Origin of the sequence: Amycolatopsis sp. A133 (assembly GCF_031082405.1) — a bacterium.
Taxonomy (GTDB): Bacteria; Actinomycetota; Actinomycetes; order Mycobacteriales; family Pseudonocardiaceae; genus Amycolatopsis.
Genome location: NZ_JAVHJU010000069.1, coordinates 268,760 through 284,650 on the forward strand (window position 1 = coordinate 268,760; position 15,891 = coordinate 284,650).

General features: G+C 72.9%; 14 protein-coding genes. 6 read left to right on the forward strand and 8 right to left on the reverse strand.

The window, feature by feature from the left end; genetic code table 11:
- Positions 1–15: 15 nt before the first annotated feature.
- Entirely contained in the window at positions 16–987 is a 972-nt protein-coding gene (hemB, locus tag Q5425_RS42780; protein ID WP_308678161.1) for a porphobilinogen synthase, read from the reverse strand.
- Positions 988–1,074: 87 nt separating this feature from the next.
- Between hemB and Q5425_RS42785 the strand changes: the two genes are divergently transcribed.
- On the forward strand, positions 1,075–1,851 hold the full coding sequence (locus tag Q5425_RS42785) for a helix-turn-helix transcriptional regulator (protein ID WP_308678162.1): 777 nt from the start codon (positions 1,075–1,077) through the stop codon (positions 1,849–1,851).
- A gap of 9 nt (positions 1,852–1,860) precedes the next feature.
- Positions 1,861–2,739, forward strand: coding sequence for an NAD(P)-dependent oxidoreductase (locus tag Q5425_RS42790; RefSeq protein ID WP_308678163.1), 879 nt, complete (start codon positions 1,861–1,863; stop codon positions 2,737–2,739).
- A gap of 52 nt (positions 2,740–2,791) precedes the next feature.
- On the opposite strand, the gene Q5425_RS42795 is transcribed toward Q5425_RS42790, so the two are convergent.
- From Q5425_RS42795 to Q5425_RS42825, 7 genes are all read right to left on the reverse strand, one after another.
- Entirely contained in the window at positions 2,792–4,324 is a 1,533-nt protein-coding gene (locus tag Q5425_RS42795; protein ID WP_308678164.1) for a bifunctional uroporphyrinogen-III C-methyltransferase/uroporphyrinogen-III synthase, read from the reverse strand.
- 80 nt (positions 4,325–4,404) lie between these two features.
- Positions 4,405–5,352: a hydroxymethylbilane synthase gene (gene hemC / locus Q5425_RS42800; protein ID WP_308678165.1), complete on the reverse strand. Its 948-nt coding sequence runs from the start codon at positions 5,350–5,352 to the stop codon at positions 4,405–4,407.
- A gap of 2 nt (positions 5,353–5,354) precedes the next feature.
- The gene (locus tag Q5425_RS42805; RefSeq protein ID WP_308678166.1) at positions 5,355–6,662 is read right to left on the reverse strand and encodes a glutamyl-tRNA reductase; all 1,308 of its coding nucleotides are present in this window, start codon (positions 6,660–6,662) and stop codon (positions 5,355–5,357) included.
- Entirely contained in the window at positions 6,659–7,582 is a 924-nt protein-coding gene (locus Q5425_RS42810) for a redox-sensing transcriptional repressor Rex (protein WP_308678167.1), read from the reverse strand. Before Q5425_RS42810 ends, Q5425_RS42805 begins: the two co-directional genes overlap by 4 nt.
- Before the next feature lie 447 nt (positions 7,583–8,029).
- On the reverse strand, positions 8,030–9,613 hold the full coding sequence (locus Q5425_RS42815; protein WP_308678168.1) for a molybdopterin-dependent oxidoreductase: 1,584 nt from the start codon (positions 9,611–9,613) through the stop codon (positions 8,030–8,032).
- 64 nt (positions 9,614–9,677) lie between these two features.
- On the reverse strand, positions 9,678–9,914 hold the full coding sequence (locus tag Q5425_RS42820) for a glutaredoxin family protein (RefSeq protein WP_308678169.1): 237 nt from the start codon (positions 9,912–9,914) through the stop codon (positions 9,678–9,680).
- Positions 9,915–9,924: 10 nt separating this feature from the next.
- A complete protein-coding gene (locus Q5425_RS42825; protein ID WP_308678170.1) occupies positions 9,925–11,436 on the reverse strand; it encodes a long-chain fatty acid--CoA ligase in 1,512 nt (503 codons plus the stop codon).
- Positions 11,437–11,750: 314 nt separating this feature from the next.
- On the opposite strand from Q5425_RS42825, the gene Q5425_RS42830 reads away from it, so the two are divergent.
- The 4 genes from Q5425_RS42830 to Q5425_RS42845 all read left to right on the forward strand — a co-directional run bounded on the left by Q5425_RS42830 (position 11,751) and on the right by Q5425_RS42845 (position 15,669).
- Positions 11,751–12,443: a sigma-70 family RNA polymerase sigma factor gene (locus Q5425_RS42830; protein ID WP_308678171.1), complete on the forward strand. Its 693-nt coding sequence runs from the start codon at positions 11,751–11,753 to the stop codon at positions 12,441–12,443.
- A gap of 114 nt (positions 12,444–12,557) precedes the next feature.
- Positions 12,558–13,628 (forward strand): DUF5667 domain-containing protein, encoded by a 1,071-nt coding sequence (locus tag Q5425_RS42835; RefSeq protein WP_308678172.1) that lies wholly within the window; start codon positions 12,558–12,560, stop codon positions 13,626–13,628.
- A gap of 109 nt (positions 13,629–13,737) precedes the next feature.
- A complete protein-coding gene (locus Q5425_RS42840; protein WP_396135368.1) occupies positions 13,738–14,640 on the forward strand; it encodes an HAD family hydrolase in 903 nt (300 codons plus the stop codon).
- A 120-nt stretch (positions 14,641–14,760) separates the two neighbouring features.
- Positions 14,761–15,669, forward strand: a complete 909-nt coding sequence (locus Q5425_RS42845) for a type II CAAX endopeptidase family protein (protein WP_308678174.1) — start codon at positions 14,761–14,763, stop codon at positions 15,667–15,669.
- The last annotated feature ends 222 nt before the right edge of the window (positions 15,670–15,891 follow it).

The following is a 15,891-nucleotide window of genomic DNA, read 5'->3' on the forward strand; positions in this document are numbered from 1 at the left end:
GTGGACTCTAACGGGTCAGTCCAGCCAGGCAGCGGCTTCCGCGGCCCAGTAGGTGAGGATCATGTCGGCGCCCGCGCGGCGGATCGACGTCAGCACCTCGAGGACGGTCCGCTCGCGGTCGAGCCAGCCGTTCGCCGCCGCGGCTTCGACCATCGCGTACTCGCCCGAGATGTTGTACGCCGCCACCGGGACCGGGGAGATGTCCGCCGCCGCCTTGATGACGTCCAGGTAGGAGAGCGCGGGCTTGACCATGATCATGTCCGCGCCCTCGGCGAGGTCCAGCTCGATCTCGCGCAGCGCCTCGCGGGCGTTGCCCGGGTCCTGCTGGTAGGTCTTGCGGTCGCCCTTGAGCTGCGAGTCGACGGCCTCGCGGAACGGGCCGTAGAACGCGCTGGCGTACTTCGCGGCGTACGCGAGGATCGCCGCGTCCTTGTGCCCGACCTCGTCGAGCGCCCGGCGGATGACGCCGATCTGGCCGTCCATCATCCCGCTCGGCCCGAGCACGTGCGCCCCGGCTTCGACCTGGGCGATGGCCATCTGGGCGTAGATGCGCAGCGTGGCGTCGTTGTCGACCCCGCCGTCGGCGTCGAGGACGCCGCAGTGGCCGTGGTCGGTGAACTCGTCGAGGCAGGTGTCGGCCATCAGCACGGTGGCGTCGCCCAGCTCGTGGCGCAGGTCGCGCAGGGCGACGTTGAGGATGCCCTTTTCGTCGACGGCCCCGGAGCCCTCGGCGTCGCGGGTGGCCGGGATGCCGAACAGCATGAGCCCGCCGACGCCGGCGTTGACCGCGTCGACGGCGGCCTTCCGCAGCGTGTCACGGGTGTGCTGGACGACGCCCGGCATGCTCGAAATCGGCCGGGGCGCGTCGAGCCCCTCGGCGACGAACATCGGGAGGATCAGCTGGCGTGGCCGCAGCGTCGTTTCGCCCACCAGCCTGCGCATGGCCGGGGTGGTGCGAAGCCTGCGGGGACGATGCTCGGGGAACACCCTTACCAAGTTACTCCCGCCGCGTTCGCCGGAGTTCCGCAAGGGTGCGCTTGACGCCGCGCTCGCGGAACCGCTTCGGTGCAAAAGGTGTACGTCGAACGCCTCCCCGTGCCCGCGCTGGCCGGCCTCGTGCGGACGGTCTGGGTCCAGCGCACCGGTGACGCACCGTACGTCCAGCGGCACCTGCCGACCGGCGGGATCGAGCTCCACTTCCCGCTCGGCGGCCGGCCCCGGCTGCTCGGCCCGCTGACCGCGGCGCGGCTCGAGCTCATCCCGCCACGCACGACCCTCGTCGGCGTGCGGTTCCGGCCGGGTGCCGCGCCCCCGCTGCCGGTGCCCCTCGACGACCTGGTCGACCAGCACGTCGACCTGGCGGACGGCCGCTTGGCCGAAGCCGTGGCCACGGCCGGCTCCCCGGAGCGTGCGCTCGAGGTCGTCCAGGCCCGGCTGACGGTGAAAGCGGTGGACCCGCTGGTGAACGAGGCCGTCCGGCGGCTGATGCCGTGGCGCCCGGTCGACATCGACACCTTGGCCGGGAACCTCGCGCTCTCCCCCAGCCAGCTGCGCCGCCGCTGCCTGCAGGCGGTGGGCGTGAGCCCCAAGGTCCTCCAGCGGACGCTGCGGTTCCAGGGCTTCCTCGCGCTGGCCCAGGCGGGCGCCGGCAGCCCGGCCGGTCTCGCTGCCGACGCCGGGTACGCCGACCAGGCGCACCTCAACCGGGAGTGCCGCCGCCTGACCGGGCTGACCCCGCGCGCCCTCCTCGGCGGCGGCCTCGATGCGTGCGCCTGCGGCCACGACCACAGCGCGTCCTACCTGCCGTTCCTGCGTGATTTGTTCAAGAACTCACCGGCCGGGTGTCCCTAGCCTGGCGCGATGATCCTCGTTACCGGCGGGCTGGGCATGATCGGCGCCCACACCGCCCGCGCGCTCCTCGACCTCGGCCACGACGTGGTCGTGACGTCCCACCGGCGCGGCGGAGTTCCGTCGTTCCTCGAGGGCCGGGTCACGGTGGAGGCCCTGGACGTCACCGACCGGGACGCGTTCCTGACGCTCGGCCGGCGGCACGAGATCACCGACCTCGTCCACCTGGCAGGCAGCATCCCGGGCGACGATCCGGTCGGGTTCTTCCGCCGCGACACGGCGGGCCTGCTCAACGCCCTCGACGCGGCCCGCGCGTGGGGCGTCCGCCGGTTCGCCGTCGCCAGCAGCCTCGGCGTGTACTTCGGCCGGCCGGAGAGCCCCTGGACCGAGGACCTCCCGCTCCCGAGCGTCGACCTGCCGCACTTGATCATCGCGTTCAAGAAGGCGGTCGAGCCGCTGACGACGCACAGCCTCGCCGGGAGCGGCGTCCAGCCGGTGGTGCTGCGGATCGGCACTATCTGGGGCCCGCTGGTCGACCCGCAGTCGCCGTTCTGCCCGATCCCCTCGTTGGTCAACACGGCCACGCCGCCCCCGGGCATGCACGCCGACGACGGCGGTGACGTCTGCTACGCGCCGGACGCGGGCCGCGCGATCGCCCTGCTCACGACGGCCCCGGAGCTGCGTCACGAGGTCTACAACGTGTCGAGCGGCAGCCCGTTCACCTACGGCGAGTTCGCCTCGGCGCTGGGCGTGACCCTCCAGCCGGGCGGCTCGAACGGCCCGCACCTGGACATCTCCCGCCTGACCGCGGACACCGGCTTCAAGCCGCAGTTCGACGTCGCCGCGTCGGTCGCCGACTACGTGAAGTGGCGCAAGGACCACGCCCGCTGAAACGAGCGAAGGCCGCCCCGGCGAACCGGGGCGGCCTTCGTCGTGAAGAACCTCAGGAGCGGCGGGCCCGCTTCGCCTTCCGCGGCGGCGGCAGCGCACCCTCGGCGCGCAGCCGCGCAGCGTGCTCGGCCAGCGCGTCCACCAGGTGCGGGACGTCCGCCTTCTCCGGCTGGACGTCGACCCGGAGCCCGAACTCCACCGCGGTCTCGGCGGTCTTCGGGCCGATGCACGCGACCAGCGTGCGGGTGTGCGGCTTGCCGGCGATGCCGACCAGGTTCCGCACGGTCGAAGACGAGGTGAAGCAGACCGCGTCGAAACCGCCGGTCTTGATCATCTCGCGGGTCTCGGCGGGCGGCGGGGCGGCCCGGACGGTCCGGTAGGCCGTCACGTCGTCGATCTCCCAGCCGCGCTCGCGCAGGCCCGCCGACAGCGTCTCGGTGGCGATGTCCGCCCGCGGCAGCAGCACGCGGTCGACCGGGTCGAGCACGTCGTCGTACGGCGGGAACTCGGCCAGCAGGCCCTCGGACGACTGCTCGCCGGACGGGATCAGCTCCGGGATGATGCCGAACGAGCGCACCTTCGCCGCGGTCGATTCGCCGACGCAGGCGATCTTCACGCCGGAGAACGCGCGGGCGTCCAGGCCGAACTCCTCGAACTTCTCCCACACCGCGCGGACCGCGTTGGTGGAGGTGAAGACGATCCACTGGTAGCGGCCGTCCACCAGGCCCTTGACCGAGCGCTCCATCTGCGCCGGGCTGCGGGGCGGCTCGACCGAGATGGTCGGCACCTCGTGCGAGGTCGCGCCGTGGCCGCGCAGGCGCTCGGCCATCTCGCCGGCCTGCTCCTTGGTGCGCGGCACCAGGACCTTCCAGCCGTAGAGCGCCCGCGACTCCCACCACGACAGCTTCGAGCGGGCCCCGGCGGCCTGCCCGATCGTGACGATCAGCGGCCCGACGAGCTCGCCGGCGTCGTTGGCCAGCTTCTCGAGCGTGGTGTCGAGGGTGCGCTGGGTGTTGATGGTGCCGTTCGCGGTGACCGCGACCGGGGTGGCCGCCGGCACGCCGTTGCCGGTGAGCGCCGAGGCGGCCTCGGCCAGGTGCGCCGACGTCGCGTGCAGCACCAGCGGGCCGGGCGCGGCGGCCAGTGCCGCCCAGTCGACGTCGCCGCGGACGTCGACCTCGGTGTGCGTGCCGCCCAGCGCGACGCCCGCGTACGCCGGAACGGCCGCGGCCGGGGAAACCCCCGGGATGACGTCGAACACGGCGCTCGTGCGCGCGACCGCCTGCACCTCGGCCACCACGGCCGGGGTGGTCAGCGGGTCGCCCGCGACCAGGCGCAGCACCAGCCGGCCGGCCTTGGCCTCGGTGGTCAGGTCCTTGGCGACCTCGGCCGCCTCGCCGACGGCGGGCCGGACCTCGGCGCCCTCGGCGGCCATGGCCAGCACGGCCTGCGGCACGTCGGGATCGGTCACCACGACCTCGGCCTTGGCGAGCAGTTCCTGGGCGCGGACGGTGAGCAGGCCGGCGTCGCCGGGCCCGGAGCCCACGAAGGCTACGCGCCCGGTGGTCTTTCGCGCGGGGGTCATCTGTGCGTTTCTCCTCTTGCGGCAGCCGTGCGGGATCGCCCGGCCACAGGTCTCCTACGTTCGGATGTGTGACGCCCAGGTCACTCGGCGGGATCGGCGAGTGCTCCGGCCCCTAGGTCCAGCAGCTCGGCGGCCAGGTCCTTGCCCAGCTGGGCGGCCTGGTCCTTGTCGGCCAGTGCGATGGCCCGGACCATGTCCACCGCACCGTTCTCGCCCTCGGCCGCGGCGGTGCCGCGCAGCGAGATCCGTTCCACGACCTTGCCCTCGGCGTCGAGATCTTCGACGATCTCGGCGAGCGCGCCCACCGGCGCGCTGCACCCCGCCTCGAGCGCGGCCAGCAGGGCCCGCTCGGCCGTCACCGCGGCCCGCGTGCCCTCGTCGTCCAAAGTGGACCGGAGCAGCTGCTCGAGGTCCACGTCGGCGGACCGGCACTCCACCGCCAGCGCGCCCTGGGCGGGCGCGGGCAGCATCTGGATCGGGTCGAGGGTCTCGGTGATCGCCTCGGCCAGTCCGACCCTGGCCAGTCCGGCACGCGCGAGCACCACGGCATCGAGCTCGCCGTCGGTCACCTTGCGCATGCGGGTGTCGATATTGCCGCGGATCGGCACGATTTCCAAACCGAGACCCAGCGCGCGCAGCTGCGCGGTGCGCCGCGGGGAGCCCGTGCCGACGCTGGAGCCGGGCGGGAGCTCGCCGAGCGTCAGCCCGTCGCGCGCGATCAGCGCGTCCCGCGGGTCCTCGCGCGGCGGCACGGCGGCCAGCGTGATGCCCCGTTCGGGAGCGGTCGGCAGGTCCTTGTACGAGTGGACGATGACGTCGACCTCGTTGCGCTGCAGCGCTTCCCGCAGCGCCGACGTGAAAACGCCGACCCCGATCGTGGGAATCGGGGCGGACGACTGGTCACCGGGCGTGGTCACCTTGACGATCTCGACCTCGGCGCCGGTGGCGCGCAGGGCGTCGGCGACGGTCCCGGTCTGGGCGAGCGCGAGCTTCGAACCGCGCGTGCCCATGCGAATGACTCTGGTCACTACTACTTCTTCTCTGGTGGGGGCTTCGGGCTCGCCACCGCGGCGGGCGCCTGCGGGTCGAGGCAGAACAGTTCTCGCAACGCGTTGGCGTAGTCGGTCTCGGCCGTCTCGGCGGCCAGCTGCTTGACCCGCACCGTCGGCGCGTGCAGCAGCTTGTCGACCACCCGGCGGACCGTGCGGCCGACCTCTTCGCGGACGGCGCCGTCCAGGTCGGGCAGGCGGTTGTCCAGGCGGAGCAGTTCGGCGTCGACGACCTCGGCCGCGCGGCGGCGCAGCGCGGTCACGGTCGGCGTCACCTCGGCGCTGCGCTGCCCGGCGAGGTAGTCGCGGACCTCGTCGAGGACGATCCCGGTCGCCTTGGCGGTCTGGCGCTCGGTGGTCGGCGTCCCCGCCTCGCGCATCCGGCGCTGGATGGTGGCCAGGTCGACGACCCGGACGTCCGCCAGCTCGCCGACCTCGGGGTCGACGTCCCGGGGCAGGCCCAGGTCGCAGACGACGAGGGGCCGGCCGCCGCGCGGCAGCACGTGCCCGGGGCCGAAGACGGCGTCCTGCGCGCCGGTGCAGCAGATCACGATGTCGGCGTCACGGACGGCGCCGGCGACGGCGGACAGCGGGATCGCGCGGGCCGGCACGCCCTGCTCGGTGGTGTTCGCGGCGAGGCGGCGGGCGCGGGCGTCGGTGCGGTTGGCGACGGTGATCTCGCCGATCCCCGCCTTCCGCAGCTGCGACGCGCTCAGCGCCCCCATCGAGCCGGCGCCGACGATGACGGCGTGCTTGCCTCCGACGTCCCCGGCCGCGGCGAGCGCCTCGGACACGACCGAAGCACCGAGCTGGTCGAGCCCGGTTTCGGTGTGCACGCGCTTGCCGACGCGCAGCGTGGTCTGGATCAGTTCGTGCAGCGTGCGGCCGAGCGTGCCGGCCTCGCGCGCGGTGGCGTAGGCGGAGCGGACCTGGCCGAGGATCTGCGTCTCGCCGACGACCATCGAGTCCAAGCCGGAAGCGACGGAGAACAGGTGCTCGACGGCGGCCCCGGCGTAGTGCACGTACAGGCTGTCGTAGAGCTCGGCGGGGGCCATCCCGGCCTGGCGGGCCAGCACCTCGGAGACGTCGTTGAGGCCACCGTGGAAGGTCTCGACGACCGCGTAGACCTCGATCCGGTTGCAGGTCGAGACGAGCATGACCTCACTGACGTGCTGGGCCTGCTGCAGCTCGTCGAGCACCTTGCCGATCTCGGGCGCCGGCACCGCGACGCGCTCGAGCGTGCTCAGCTCCGCACTGCGATGCGAAAGACCGACCGCCAACACGCTCATGAGCGCACCACCATTTCCCGTCCGCCGTCCGGACCCGTGCCGTTCCGCCTGCCGTTCCCATTCTCGGACGGGAGAACCGCACCGGGTAATCCGGAATTGCCCTGATTACCGGCGGCTGGGCCTTCACTGTCCGCTCGGCGGGCCACATGGAACGAGAGTATCTGCAGCTCCACGGCCAAATCCACTTTCCGGACCTCAATGTGAGCGGGAACTTGCAGCACGACGGGAGCGAAGTTGAGGATGCACTGGACACCGCCCGCGACCAGCCGGTCACACACCGATTGCGCCGCGGTGGGCGGGGTGGCGATCACGCCGATGGAGATACCGCGCTCGGCGCAGATGCGGGGGATGTCGTCCATGTGCGACACCGGGAGGCCGCCGACCGGCACGCCGATCAGGTCCGGGTCCAGGTCGAACAGCGCTTCGACCGGGAACCCGCGCCCCGGGAAGCCGCCGTAGTTGGCCAGCGCGTGGCCCAGGTTGCCGATCCCGACCACGGCGACCTTGTGCTGGCGGGTCAGGCCGAGGATGCGCTCGATCTGGCTGACCAGGACGCCGACCTCGTAGCCGACGCCGCGGGTGCCGTAGGAGCCCAGGTAGGAGAGGTCTTTGCGCAGCTTCGCGGAATTGACGCCGGCGGCCTGCGACAGCTCTTCGCTCGAAACGGTCGTCGCGCCCTGTTCGGACATTCCGGACAGCACCCGGAGGTAGACGGCCAGCCGGGCGACCGCGGCCTCGGGAATGGACTTCGCCCGGACGGCCTCGGGGGCGTCCCCGTTGCGACCCGGCTCACCGGCGGGTACCGCGGGCATTTCGGCGGTCGGGGCGTTGTCGGCGTCCGGGGTGGCCGGACGGCGGGGCCGCCGTGGCGCCCGGCCCGGGGAGCCCGCCGCGTCGCGCCTCCCCCGCTCTGTCACCACGCCGTTGTCTCCTGCCCGCTGTGCACGCCTGGCGGCCGTCGCCATTCGGAACTGTGTCTTGACCCCGGACCCGGAGTCCGGTTCGATACCGGCCGCTCCGGGCGATGGCCCTACGGTAGACCACTTGTGAACGCACGCACAAAGTCACTGGTCGGAGGCGGTTCCGGGACCGGTGCGGGGTGGCAGCGATCACGACACCGCGTCAGAATCCTTGTCCGCCAGGCACTTCCGGGCTCGACGCGCGCCGACGGTGATCCGCTGCCGTCCGGTGGCGCGGCCCGCCGGCGGCCGGGCCGGTCCGCGTCGGCGCGGCGAGCGGGCCGGCCCACGCGGTGAACGGCTCCGGCGAACTGGTCACCACCCCGGCCGCCCGCAGGTGCCGCGAATGACTCATTCGCGACCTCGGAGGTCCCGAATGAGTCATTCGCGACCTCCGGGGCGGGAGGCTCAGCGGGCGTCGAGGGTCACCGAGTGCCAGCCGGTGGCGCCGTCCGGCACGGGGTCCGCGCGGTTCTCCGTCTGCGTGTACCCGCCGGAGTCGGTGGCCCGGACCGACGCCTGGTGCGTGCCCTTCGGCACGTCGAGCTCGATCCACCACATCCGCCAGGTGTCCTTGCTCACCTCCGCCGACAGCGTCGCCGGGAACCACGGCCCCTGGTCGAGCCGGACCTCGACCTTCGCGATGCCGGTGTGCTGCGCCCACACCGTGCCGGCCAGCCGGACCTTGCCCGCGGTGACGCCCGCGAACCCGTTCGGCGTATCGATCCGCGATTCGGTCTTGATCGGCGCCTGCTCCGCCCACCCACGGCCGAGCCAGTAGGCCTGCCGGGCATCCCATCGGGTGAATTCGAGGGACTCGACCCACTTCGTCGCCGACACGTAGCCGTACAGGCCGGGGATGACGATCCGCGCCGGGAAGCCGTGTTCGACCGGCAGCGGCTCGCCGTTCATCCCGATCGCCAGCATCGCGCCGCGGGCCGGGTCGAGGGCGACGTTCGCCGGGGTGCCGCACGTCCAGCCGTCGACGCTGGTGGCGAACATCTGCTCGGCGCCCGGCTGCACACCCGCCTCGGCCAGCAGGTCGGCCAGGTCCACGCCGATCCAGGCCGCGTTCGAGATCAGGGGGCCGCCGACCTCGTTGGAGACGCACGTCAGCGTCACCCGGCGTTCGACCAGCGGCCGGTTGCGGATGTCGGCGTACGAGAACGTCACCTCGCGGTCGACCATCCCGTGGATCTTCAGGCTCCAGTCCTCGGTGCGGACCTGCGGCACGACCAGCGCGGTGTCGATGCGGTAGAAGTCCGCGTTCGGCGTGATGAACGGCGGTGACCCGAGCTTCGCGAAGTCGGCGTCGGCGGGCAGCGGCGGGACGGTGCGCGCGGGCACGAGCGGCCCGACGGCGGCCCGCGAGTCCTCGGCGTTCGAGCTGGTCCCGGCGACCTGGCCGACGACGGCCGCGAGCCCCGACCCCGCGGCAACGCCGACCCCGGCCCGCAGGAACTTCCGCCTGGAAGCCCCCGATCCCGAGCTTTCACGTGAAAGCTCGGGCCCCTGGTCCGCACTTTCACGTGAAAGTGCGAGCCGGTGCAGGGAGGTGAACACCGCGAGCCCGGCGACCAGGGCGGCGACCGGCGCGAGCAGCGAGACCTGCCCGAGGTCGCTGCGCGCGTACACCGCCGCGATCCCGGCCGCGCCGAGCACGAAGACGAGCACCTGCCCGGCCCGCGGCGTCCGGCGCGAGAGCTGCCCGGCCAGCAGCGCGAGCAGGACCAGCACCACCGCGAGCCCGATCTTGAGCACCGGCTTGTCCCAGGTGCCCAGGGTCCGCTCGGCCCACTTCACGACGGCGGTCGGGCTGTGGTCGACGACGTAGTTGGCCACCGCGATGAACGGCGACGCCGTGTACCCGACGAAGGCCGCGACCAGGTGCCCGACGCCGAGGGCGGCCGCCAGCGCGAGGAGGCCGATCAGCGTCGCGACCGGCAGCGAAAGGCGGCGCGTCTCCGGCGGGGCGTCCTGCAGAGTGCTCACGCCTCCATCTTCGGAGCCCGAGCCCGCCGAGGCGGCCCGATGTGGCTTACGGACGTGTTACGGCTCAAGCCAGCGCGCGCCGGAGCCGGTCCTCTTCCACGCGCCAGTACCCGTGCTCGGCGCCGTCGACCAGGATCACCGGGACGCGGTCGCCGTACTCGGCGCGCCACTCCGGGTCGGTGTCGACGTCCTCGGTCTTCCAGGCGACGCCGAGCTCGCCGCAGATCCGGGCGACGTCGGCTTCCGCGACCTCGCAGAGGTGGCAGCCGTCCCGGCCCATCACCGTCACTTCGTGCGCCATGCCGTCCTTACTACCGCAACCGCATGCGGCGCAGCTTGCCGGTGGCCGAGTGCGGCAGCGACTCGGCGAATTCGACCGCGTGCGGCACCTTGTACCCGGCCAGGCGGGCCGCGCAGTGGTCGACGACCTGCTGCTCGGACAGCGAAGCCCCGGCCGCGGGCACGACGAACGCCTTGACCGCTTCGCCGCTGCGCTCGTCCACGACGCCGACGACCGCGGCCTCGGTCACCTCCGGCAGCTGCCCGATGACCTCCTCCACCTCGCGCGGGAAGACGTTGAAGCCGTTGACGATGATCAGGTCGTTGGCCCGGTCGACCAGGTGCAGGTCGCCGTCGACGTCGAGGTAGCCGACGTCCCCGGTGCGGAACCAGCCCTCGTCGTCCGGCCCGTGCTCGCCGTCGGGCCAGTAGCCGGAGAAGAGGTTGGCGCCGCGGATCGACACGAGCCCGGTCTCGCCCTCGGCCTCGAACACGTCGTCGACGTCGTCGGGGTCCAGCGGCACGGCCTGGTCGGTGCCGTCGCTGTCGACCAGCCGCAGTTCGATCCCGGGCAGCGGGCGGCCGACCGAGCCCGGCTTCGGGTAGCCGGTGACGAGCGTCGAGGTCACCACCGGCGCGCATTCGGTGAGACCGTAGCCCTCGTAGACGTCGAGGCCGGTGGCCTCGCGGATCGCGGTCAGCACCTTCGGGTGCAGCGGCGCGGCCCCGGACGTCATCCGCCGCACGGTGGCGAGGCCGCGGCGGAGCTCGTCGGCGCCGAGCGCGGCGAACTCGCCGTACATCGTCGGGACGCCGGTGATCGACGTGACGCGGTGCTCGGCGCAGTCGTCCAGGGTGCGCTGGGCCTCGAAGCGCTCCGAGAGGACCGCGGTCGCGCCGACGGCCGTGGCCTGCAGCAGGCCCGGTCCGAGGCCGTAGACGTGGAAGAGCGGGATGGTGATCAGCACGCGGTCGTCGTGTTCGAGGACGCCTTCGACGCCGCTGATCTGCTCCAGGTTCGCCAGCAGCGCGCGGTGGGACAGCATCACGCCGCGCGGCGGCCCGGTGGTGCCGGACGTGTACGAAATGACCGCGACGTCCGCGCCGGACCGGCCGGCGTCGGGGAACTCGCCTCCTCCGTGCGGGTCACCCCCGGGCGTGAGACCGATCACGCCGTCCGGCAGGTCCTCGTCCGCTTCGCGCTGGATCACGACCTTGGCGCCGCTGTGGTCGAGCAGCTTGCCGAGCTCGGGCCCGGGCACCTGCGGCGACAGCGGCACGACGACGGCCCCCGCCCGCAGCGCGCCGAAGAAGGCGACCACGAAGTCCACCGACGTCGGCAGCCGTACCCCGACCCGGTCGCCGGGCCCGACGCCGGCGTCCGCCAGCCGGCGGGCCTGGGCCTGGGCGGCCGCGTCGGCCTCGCGGTAGGTCAGGCCGCGCCCGGTGCCGGTTTCGAGCACGGCCGGGTGCTCCGGCCACGTCTGCGCGGCCCGTGTGAGCAGCCCGCCGACCCCCGGCTGCGTCCCCTCTGGAGCACTCACCCGCGACCCACCTCTCCTCGCCCGGCGCGAACCGTTGCAAGTCTGTCATCTGAAGCGACGTCATGGGTGCTGACCGCGAGCGTCGCGTCTGCGCAACCCCGGAACCACTACCTACTTAGCGGTAACTACACGTATGCTGCACTGCGTCGAGCCGGTGTCGTTGATCATCGGAGCGGCCGGAGAGAGGGAGTCGCCGTGAGGAACTTGCCTGCCCACGAGGTCGTGGGGCATGCGAGCCGGCCGGTCCCTGCTCGTCCGGATTCCGGGGGTTCCGTGGCCCGCTGGGTCGAAGCCACCGCCGGAGGTGCCACCCGATGACCGTGCCGACCGCCGTGAGCCGCGGGCCCGTCTCCATGTTCGCCGAGCGCGTCTTCGGGCGGACGCCGGCCGTGCCGCTGAGCCGCCAGGCGTCCGACGACGAGCGCGCCGAGGCGGCCAAGGCCGAAGCCTGGGAGCTGGTGCGCGCCGCGCAGGACGGCGACTCGTCCGCCTTCGGCCGGCTCTACGACCGCTACGTCGACGTGGTCTACCGCTACGTGCTGTTCCGGCTCGGCGACCGCGACCTGGCCGAGGACGTCACCAGCGAGACGTTCCTGCGCGCGCTGCGCCGGATCGCGTCGGTGAGCTACCAGGGCCGTGACGTCGGCGCCTGGTTCGTCACCATCGCCCGCAACCTCGTGCTCGACCACGTCAAGTCGAGCCGGTTCAAGCTCGAGGTGGTCACCGACGAGGTGACCGAGCCCGGCTCGGCGCCGTTCAGCGTCGGCGCGCCCGCCCAGGTGGGCCCCGAGCAGGAGGCGATCAGCCGCGCCACCCGGGCCGAGCTGCTGCGCTGCGTCGCCGAACTGGGCGACGACCAGCGGGAATGCATCATCCTGCGGTTCCTGCAGGGCCTGTCCGTCGCCGAGACGGCCGAGATCATGAACCGCAACGAAGGCGCGATCAAGGCGCTGCAGCACCGCGCGGTACGCCGTTTGGCACAACTCCTGCCCACCGGATTGCGCTGAATCCGCGAACTTTTCTGTTCGTCGACCGAAACCGGTAACCCTCGCGGCTTCTGGATCGTTACCCTCGCGAACCGGTGTCAGGACCGGCCGAGGCCCGGGATGGAGAGCAGCGCCGTGAGGTTTGCGCGTGAGCGAGCCGAGAGCGAGCGGTTCGCGCATGCCCTGGAACCGTCGCCGGTGCGCCGGGACGGCGACTTCGCCGACGAACTCGCGCTCGTCGGCGCCCTGCGCGACCTCGGCGCGGCCGGGGCCCCGGACCTGGAGACGCGGCAGCGGATCCGCGCGGAGATCGCGGGCCGCCTGGAGACGGCGGCGGCCACCACCCCACGTCGGAGGTGGCGGCCGCGGACCGCCGACCTGGTGGCCGCCGCGCTCTTCCTGTTCCTGGTCCTCTCCGGGCTGACGCTGGTGCTCTCGCGCACCGCCTTGCCCGGCGACGCGCTGTACAACGTGAAGCGCGCCGGCGAGTCGACGGCGCTGGGCCTGACGTTCGGCGAGCAGGAGAAGGCGCGCAAGCACCTCGAGTTCGCCACCAACCGGATCACCGAACTCGGCGAGCTGGCCGCCCAAGGCGCGAGCGAGGCCGACTACCGGACCGCGTACGACGACTTCGCCGCCGACCTGCGGGCCGGCGTCGCCCAGATGTCCGCCGTCGCGACCGGCGACGGCGCCGGGGCGCAGGCGCTCTCCGACGTCCGGCTGTGGGCGCGCAACCAGGCGGCGAGGCTGGCCGCGCAGCCGCTGCCGGCCGACGCGGCCCCCGTATTCGGCGGCGTCCGCGAACTGCTGGGCAAGGTCCAGGAACGCACGAGCGGGCTGGTGGCGCGGATGAACTGCTACCAGATCACCACCGGCTCGGCCGACGAGCTGGGCCCGCTGCCGGCGACCGGCGAGTGCACGCAGCGGCCGGCCCCGGCCGCCGGTGGTCAGCCGACTTCGGCCTCGGTCGCGCCCTCGTCGGAGGACAGCACGTCGCCGGTGCCGACGGGCACGCAGCTGCCGCCGTCGGACGCGGCGGCGACCCCGGGCATCCCGGCCCCGACCGGCGGCGTGACCCCGCCCCCGGTGTACGGCCAGCCGCCGACGACGTCGCACCCCCCGGTGACGACCACCACGACCCCCGCGCCGCCGCTGGTTTCGATCCCGCCGTTGCTGCCGGGCCTGCCGCCGATCGTGATCGGCTGAGGTCCGGCCCACACTTGCGACGGGACGGTGGGCGGCTCGCTACGCTGTGCAAAGGACCGGACGTTCCCGGGGACGTGGCCAGACGTGGGCAGACGTGGAGGCGGTGTGCGTGTCAGCTTGGCGTGGCAGGGATAAGAGTCAGGAGCTCGAACGGCTCGCCGCGCTCGCCGGCGAGGCGTCGGCCGAGGCCGCCCACGCCCGTGTGGTTTCCGAAGCTGCCGAGCCCCCCGCCCCGCCGGCGCCGCCGGACCTGACCGCGGCCGCGTTCTTCGACGTCGACAACACGATGATGATGGGCGCGTCGATCTTCTACTTCGCCCGCGGGCTCGCGGCGCGGAAGTTCTTCACCTCGTCGGACCTGGCCGGCTTCGTGTGGGGCCAGATCAAGTTCCGGCTCGGCGGCCGTGAGAACAAAGAGGACATCAAGACCCACCGCGAGCGCGCACTGTCCTTTGTGGCCGGCCGCACGGTGGCCGAGCTGACGTCGATCAGCGAAGAGATCTACGACGAGCTGATGGCGGACAAGATCTGGTCCGGCACGCGCTCGCTGGCCCAGATGCACCTGGACGCGGGCCAGCGCGTCTGGCTGGTGACGGCGACCCCGATCGAGCTGGCGGCGATCATTTCCCGCCGGCTCGGGCTGACGGGCGCGCTGGGCACGGTGGCCGAGACGCGTGACGGTGTGTACACGGGCCGCCTGGTCGGCGACCTGCTGCACGGCCGCGCGAAAGCGCACGCGGTGCGCGCGCTGGCGTCCCGCGAGGGCCTGAACCTCAAGCGCTGCACGGCCTATTCGGACTCGGCGAACGACATCCCGATGCTGTCGGTGGTGGGCACGGCGGTGGCGGTCAACCCGGACGGCGGGCTCCGCGACGTGGCCCGCGCCCGCGGCTGGGAGATCCGCGACTTCCGCACCGGCCGCAAGGCGGCGAAGATCGGCGTGCCGTCGGTGCTGGGTGCCGGCGCGCTGGCGGGCGCGGTGGCGGCCGGGATGGCCTACCGCCGCCGCTGACGCCGTCTCCGGTACAGCCTGCTGTACCGGCCTTCCGGGTGTGTGCGGGAGTGACCGCACCCGCCGCCGGCTGGTGTGCTTCGTCCACCGGAAAAGCGGCGTCGGCGAAGGGGCAGTGTGGTGGCAACCCGTGTGGGCATCGGAGAAGAACGGACCGGCGGCACCGGATGGCGGGACGGCATCCGGCGTCGCCCGCTGATCTGGTTCTTCGTCCTGGCCAACCTGCTGAGCTGGCTCGCGTGGACGCCCTACATCCTGTCGGAGAACGGGCTCGGGGTCCTGCACTTCCGCTTCCCCGAGGTGCTCGGCACCGCGCAGTTCGCCGGCGTCCTGCCGGGCGCCTACCTCGGCCCGATCGGCGCCGCGTTCTTCGTCACCGCGGTCGCCGACGGGCGGACCGGGCTGCGCCGCTGGGTCGCGCGGCTGGTCAAGTGGCGGGTCAGCTGGCTCTGGTACGTCGGGGTCGTGCTCAGCGTGCCCGCCCTGCTCACCATCACCACGATGGCGCTGTCGGAGCGGAACCCCATGGTGCCGGCCGTGGCGACGCTGGTGGCCTACCTGCCGGGCCTGGTCCTGCAGATGGTCACCACCGGCCTCGCGGAGGAGCCCGGCTGGCGGGATTTCGCCCTGCCCCGGCTCCAGCACCGCTACGGACCGCTCGGCGGCACGCTGATCCTCGGCCCGCTGTGGGGTCTCTGGCACCTGCCGCTGTTCTTCAGCGAGTGGGGCGGCTGGCCGGACGTCACCTGGCTGACGCCGATCGAGTTCGTCGCCACCTGCATCACCTTCAGCATCATCATGACCTGGGTGTTCAACCGCACCGGCCAGAGCCTGCCGCTGGCCATGCTGCTGCACACGAGCGTCAACAACTTCTTCTCGATCGCCTGGTCGGAGATGTTCCCGGGCCTGACGTCCCGGGACACGACGCACGCGTTCCTGCTCGCCTCCACCGCGGTGGCGCTCGTACTGCTCGCCGCCACCCGCGGCCGCCTCGGCTATCGGCAGGCGGCACCGGAACCCGCGGTCTGACCGGGCGGCTCAGCGACCGTGCCGGGCGGTGTCCCTGAGGTAATGCCGGTGGCCCCGGCCCGAATCCCCACCCGCGGCCGCCTCGGCTACCAGCGAGCGGCACCGGAACCCGCAGTCTGACCGGGCGGCTCAGCGACCGTGCCGGGCGGTGTCCCTGAGGTAATGCCGGTGGCCCCGGCCCGAATCCCCACCCGCGGCCGCCTCGGCTACCAGCGAGCGGCA

Coding starts and splice junctions, on each gene's coding strand:
- Q5425_RS42790 (WP_308678163.1), top strand. CDS start 1,861: ATGATCCTCGTTACCGGCGGGCTGGGCATGATCGGCGCCCACACCGCC.
- Q5425_RS42820 (WP_308678169.1), bottom strand. CDS start 9,914: ATGGCGCACGAAGTGACGGTGATGGGCCGGGACGGCTGCCACCTCTGC.
- Q5425_RS42805 (WP_308678166.1), bottom strand. CDS start 6,662: ATGAGCGTGTTGGCGGTCGGTCTTTCGCATCGCAGTGCGGAGCTGAGC.
- Q5425_RS42830 (WP_308678171.1), top strand. CDS start 11,751: ATGACCGTGCCGACCGCCGTGAGCCGCGGGCCCGTCTCCATGTTCGCC.
- Q5425_RS42795 (WP_308678164.1), bottom strand. CDS start 4,324: ATGACCCCCGCGCGAAAGACCACCGGGCGCGTAGCCTTCGTGGGCTCC.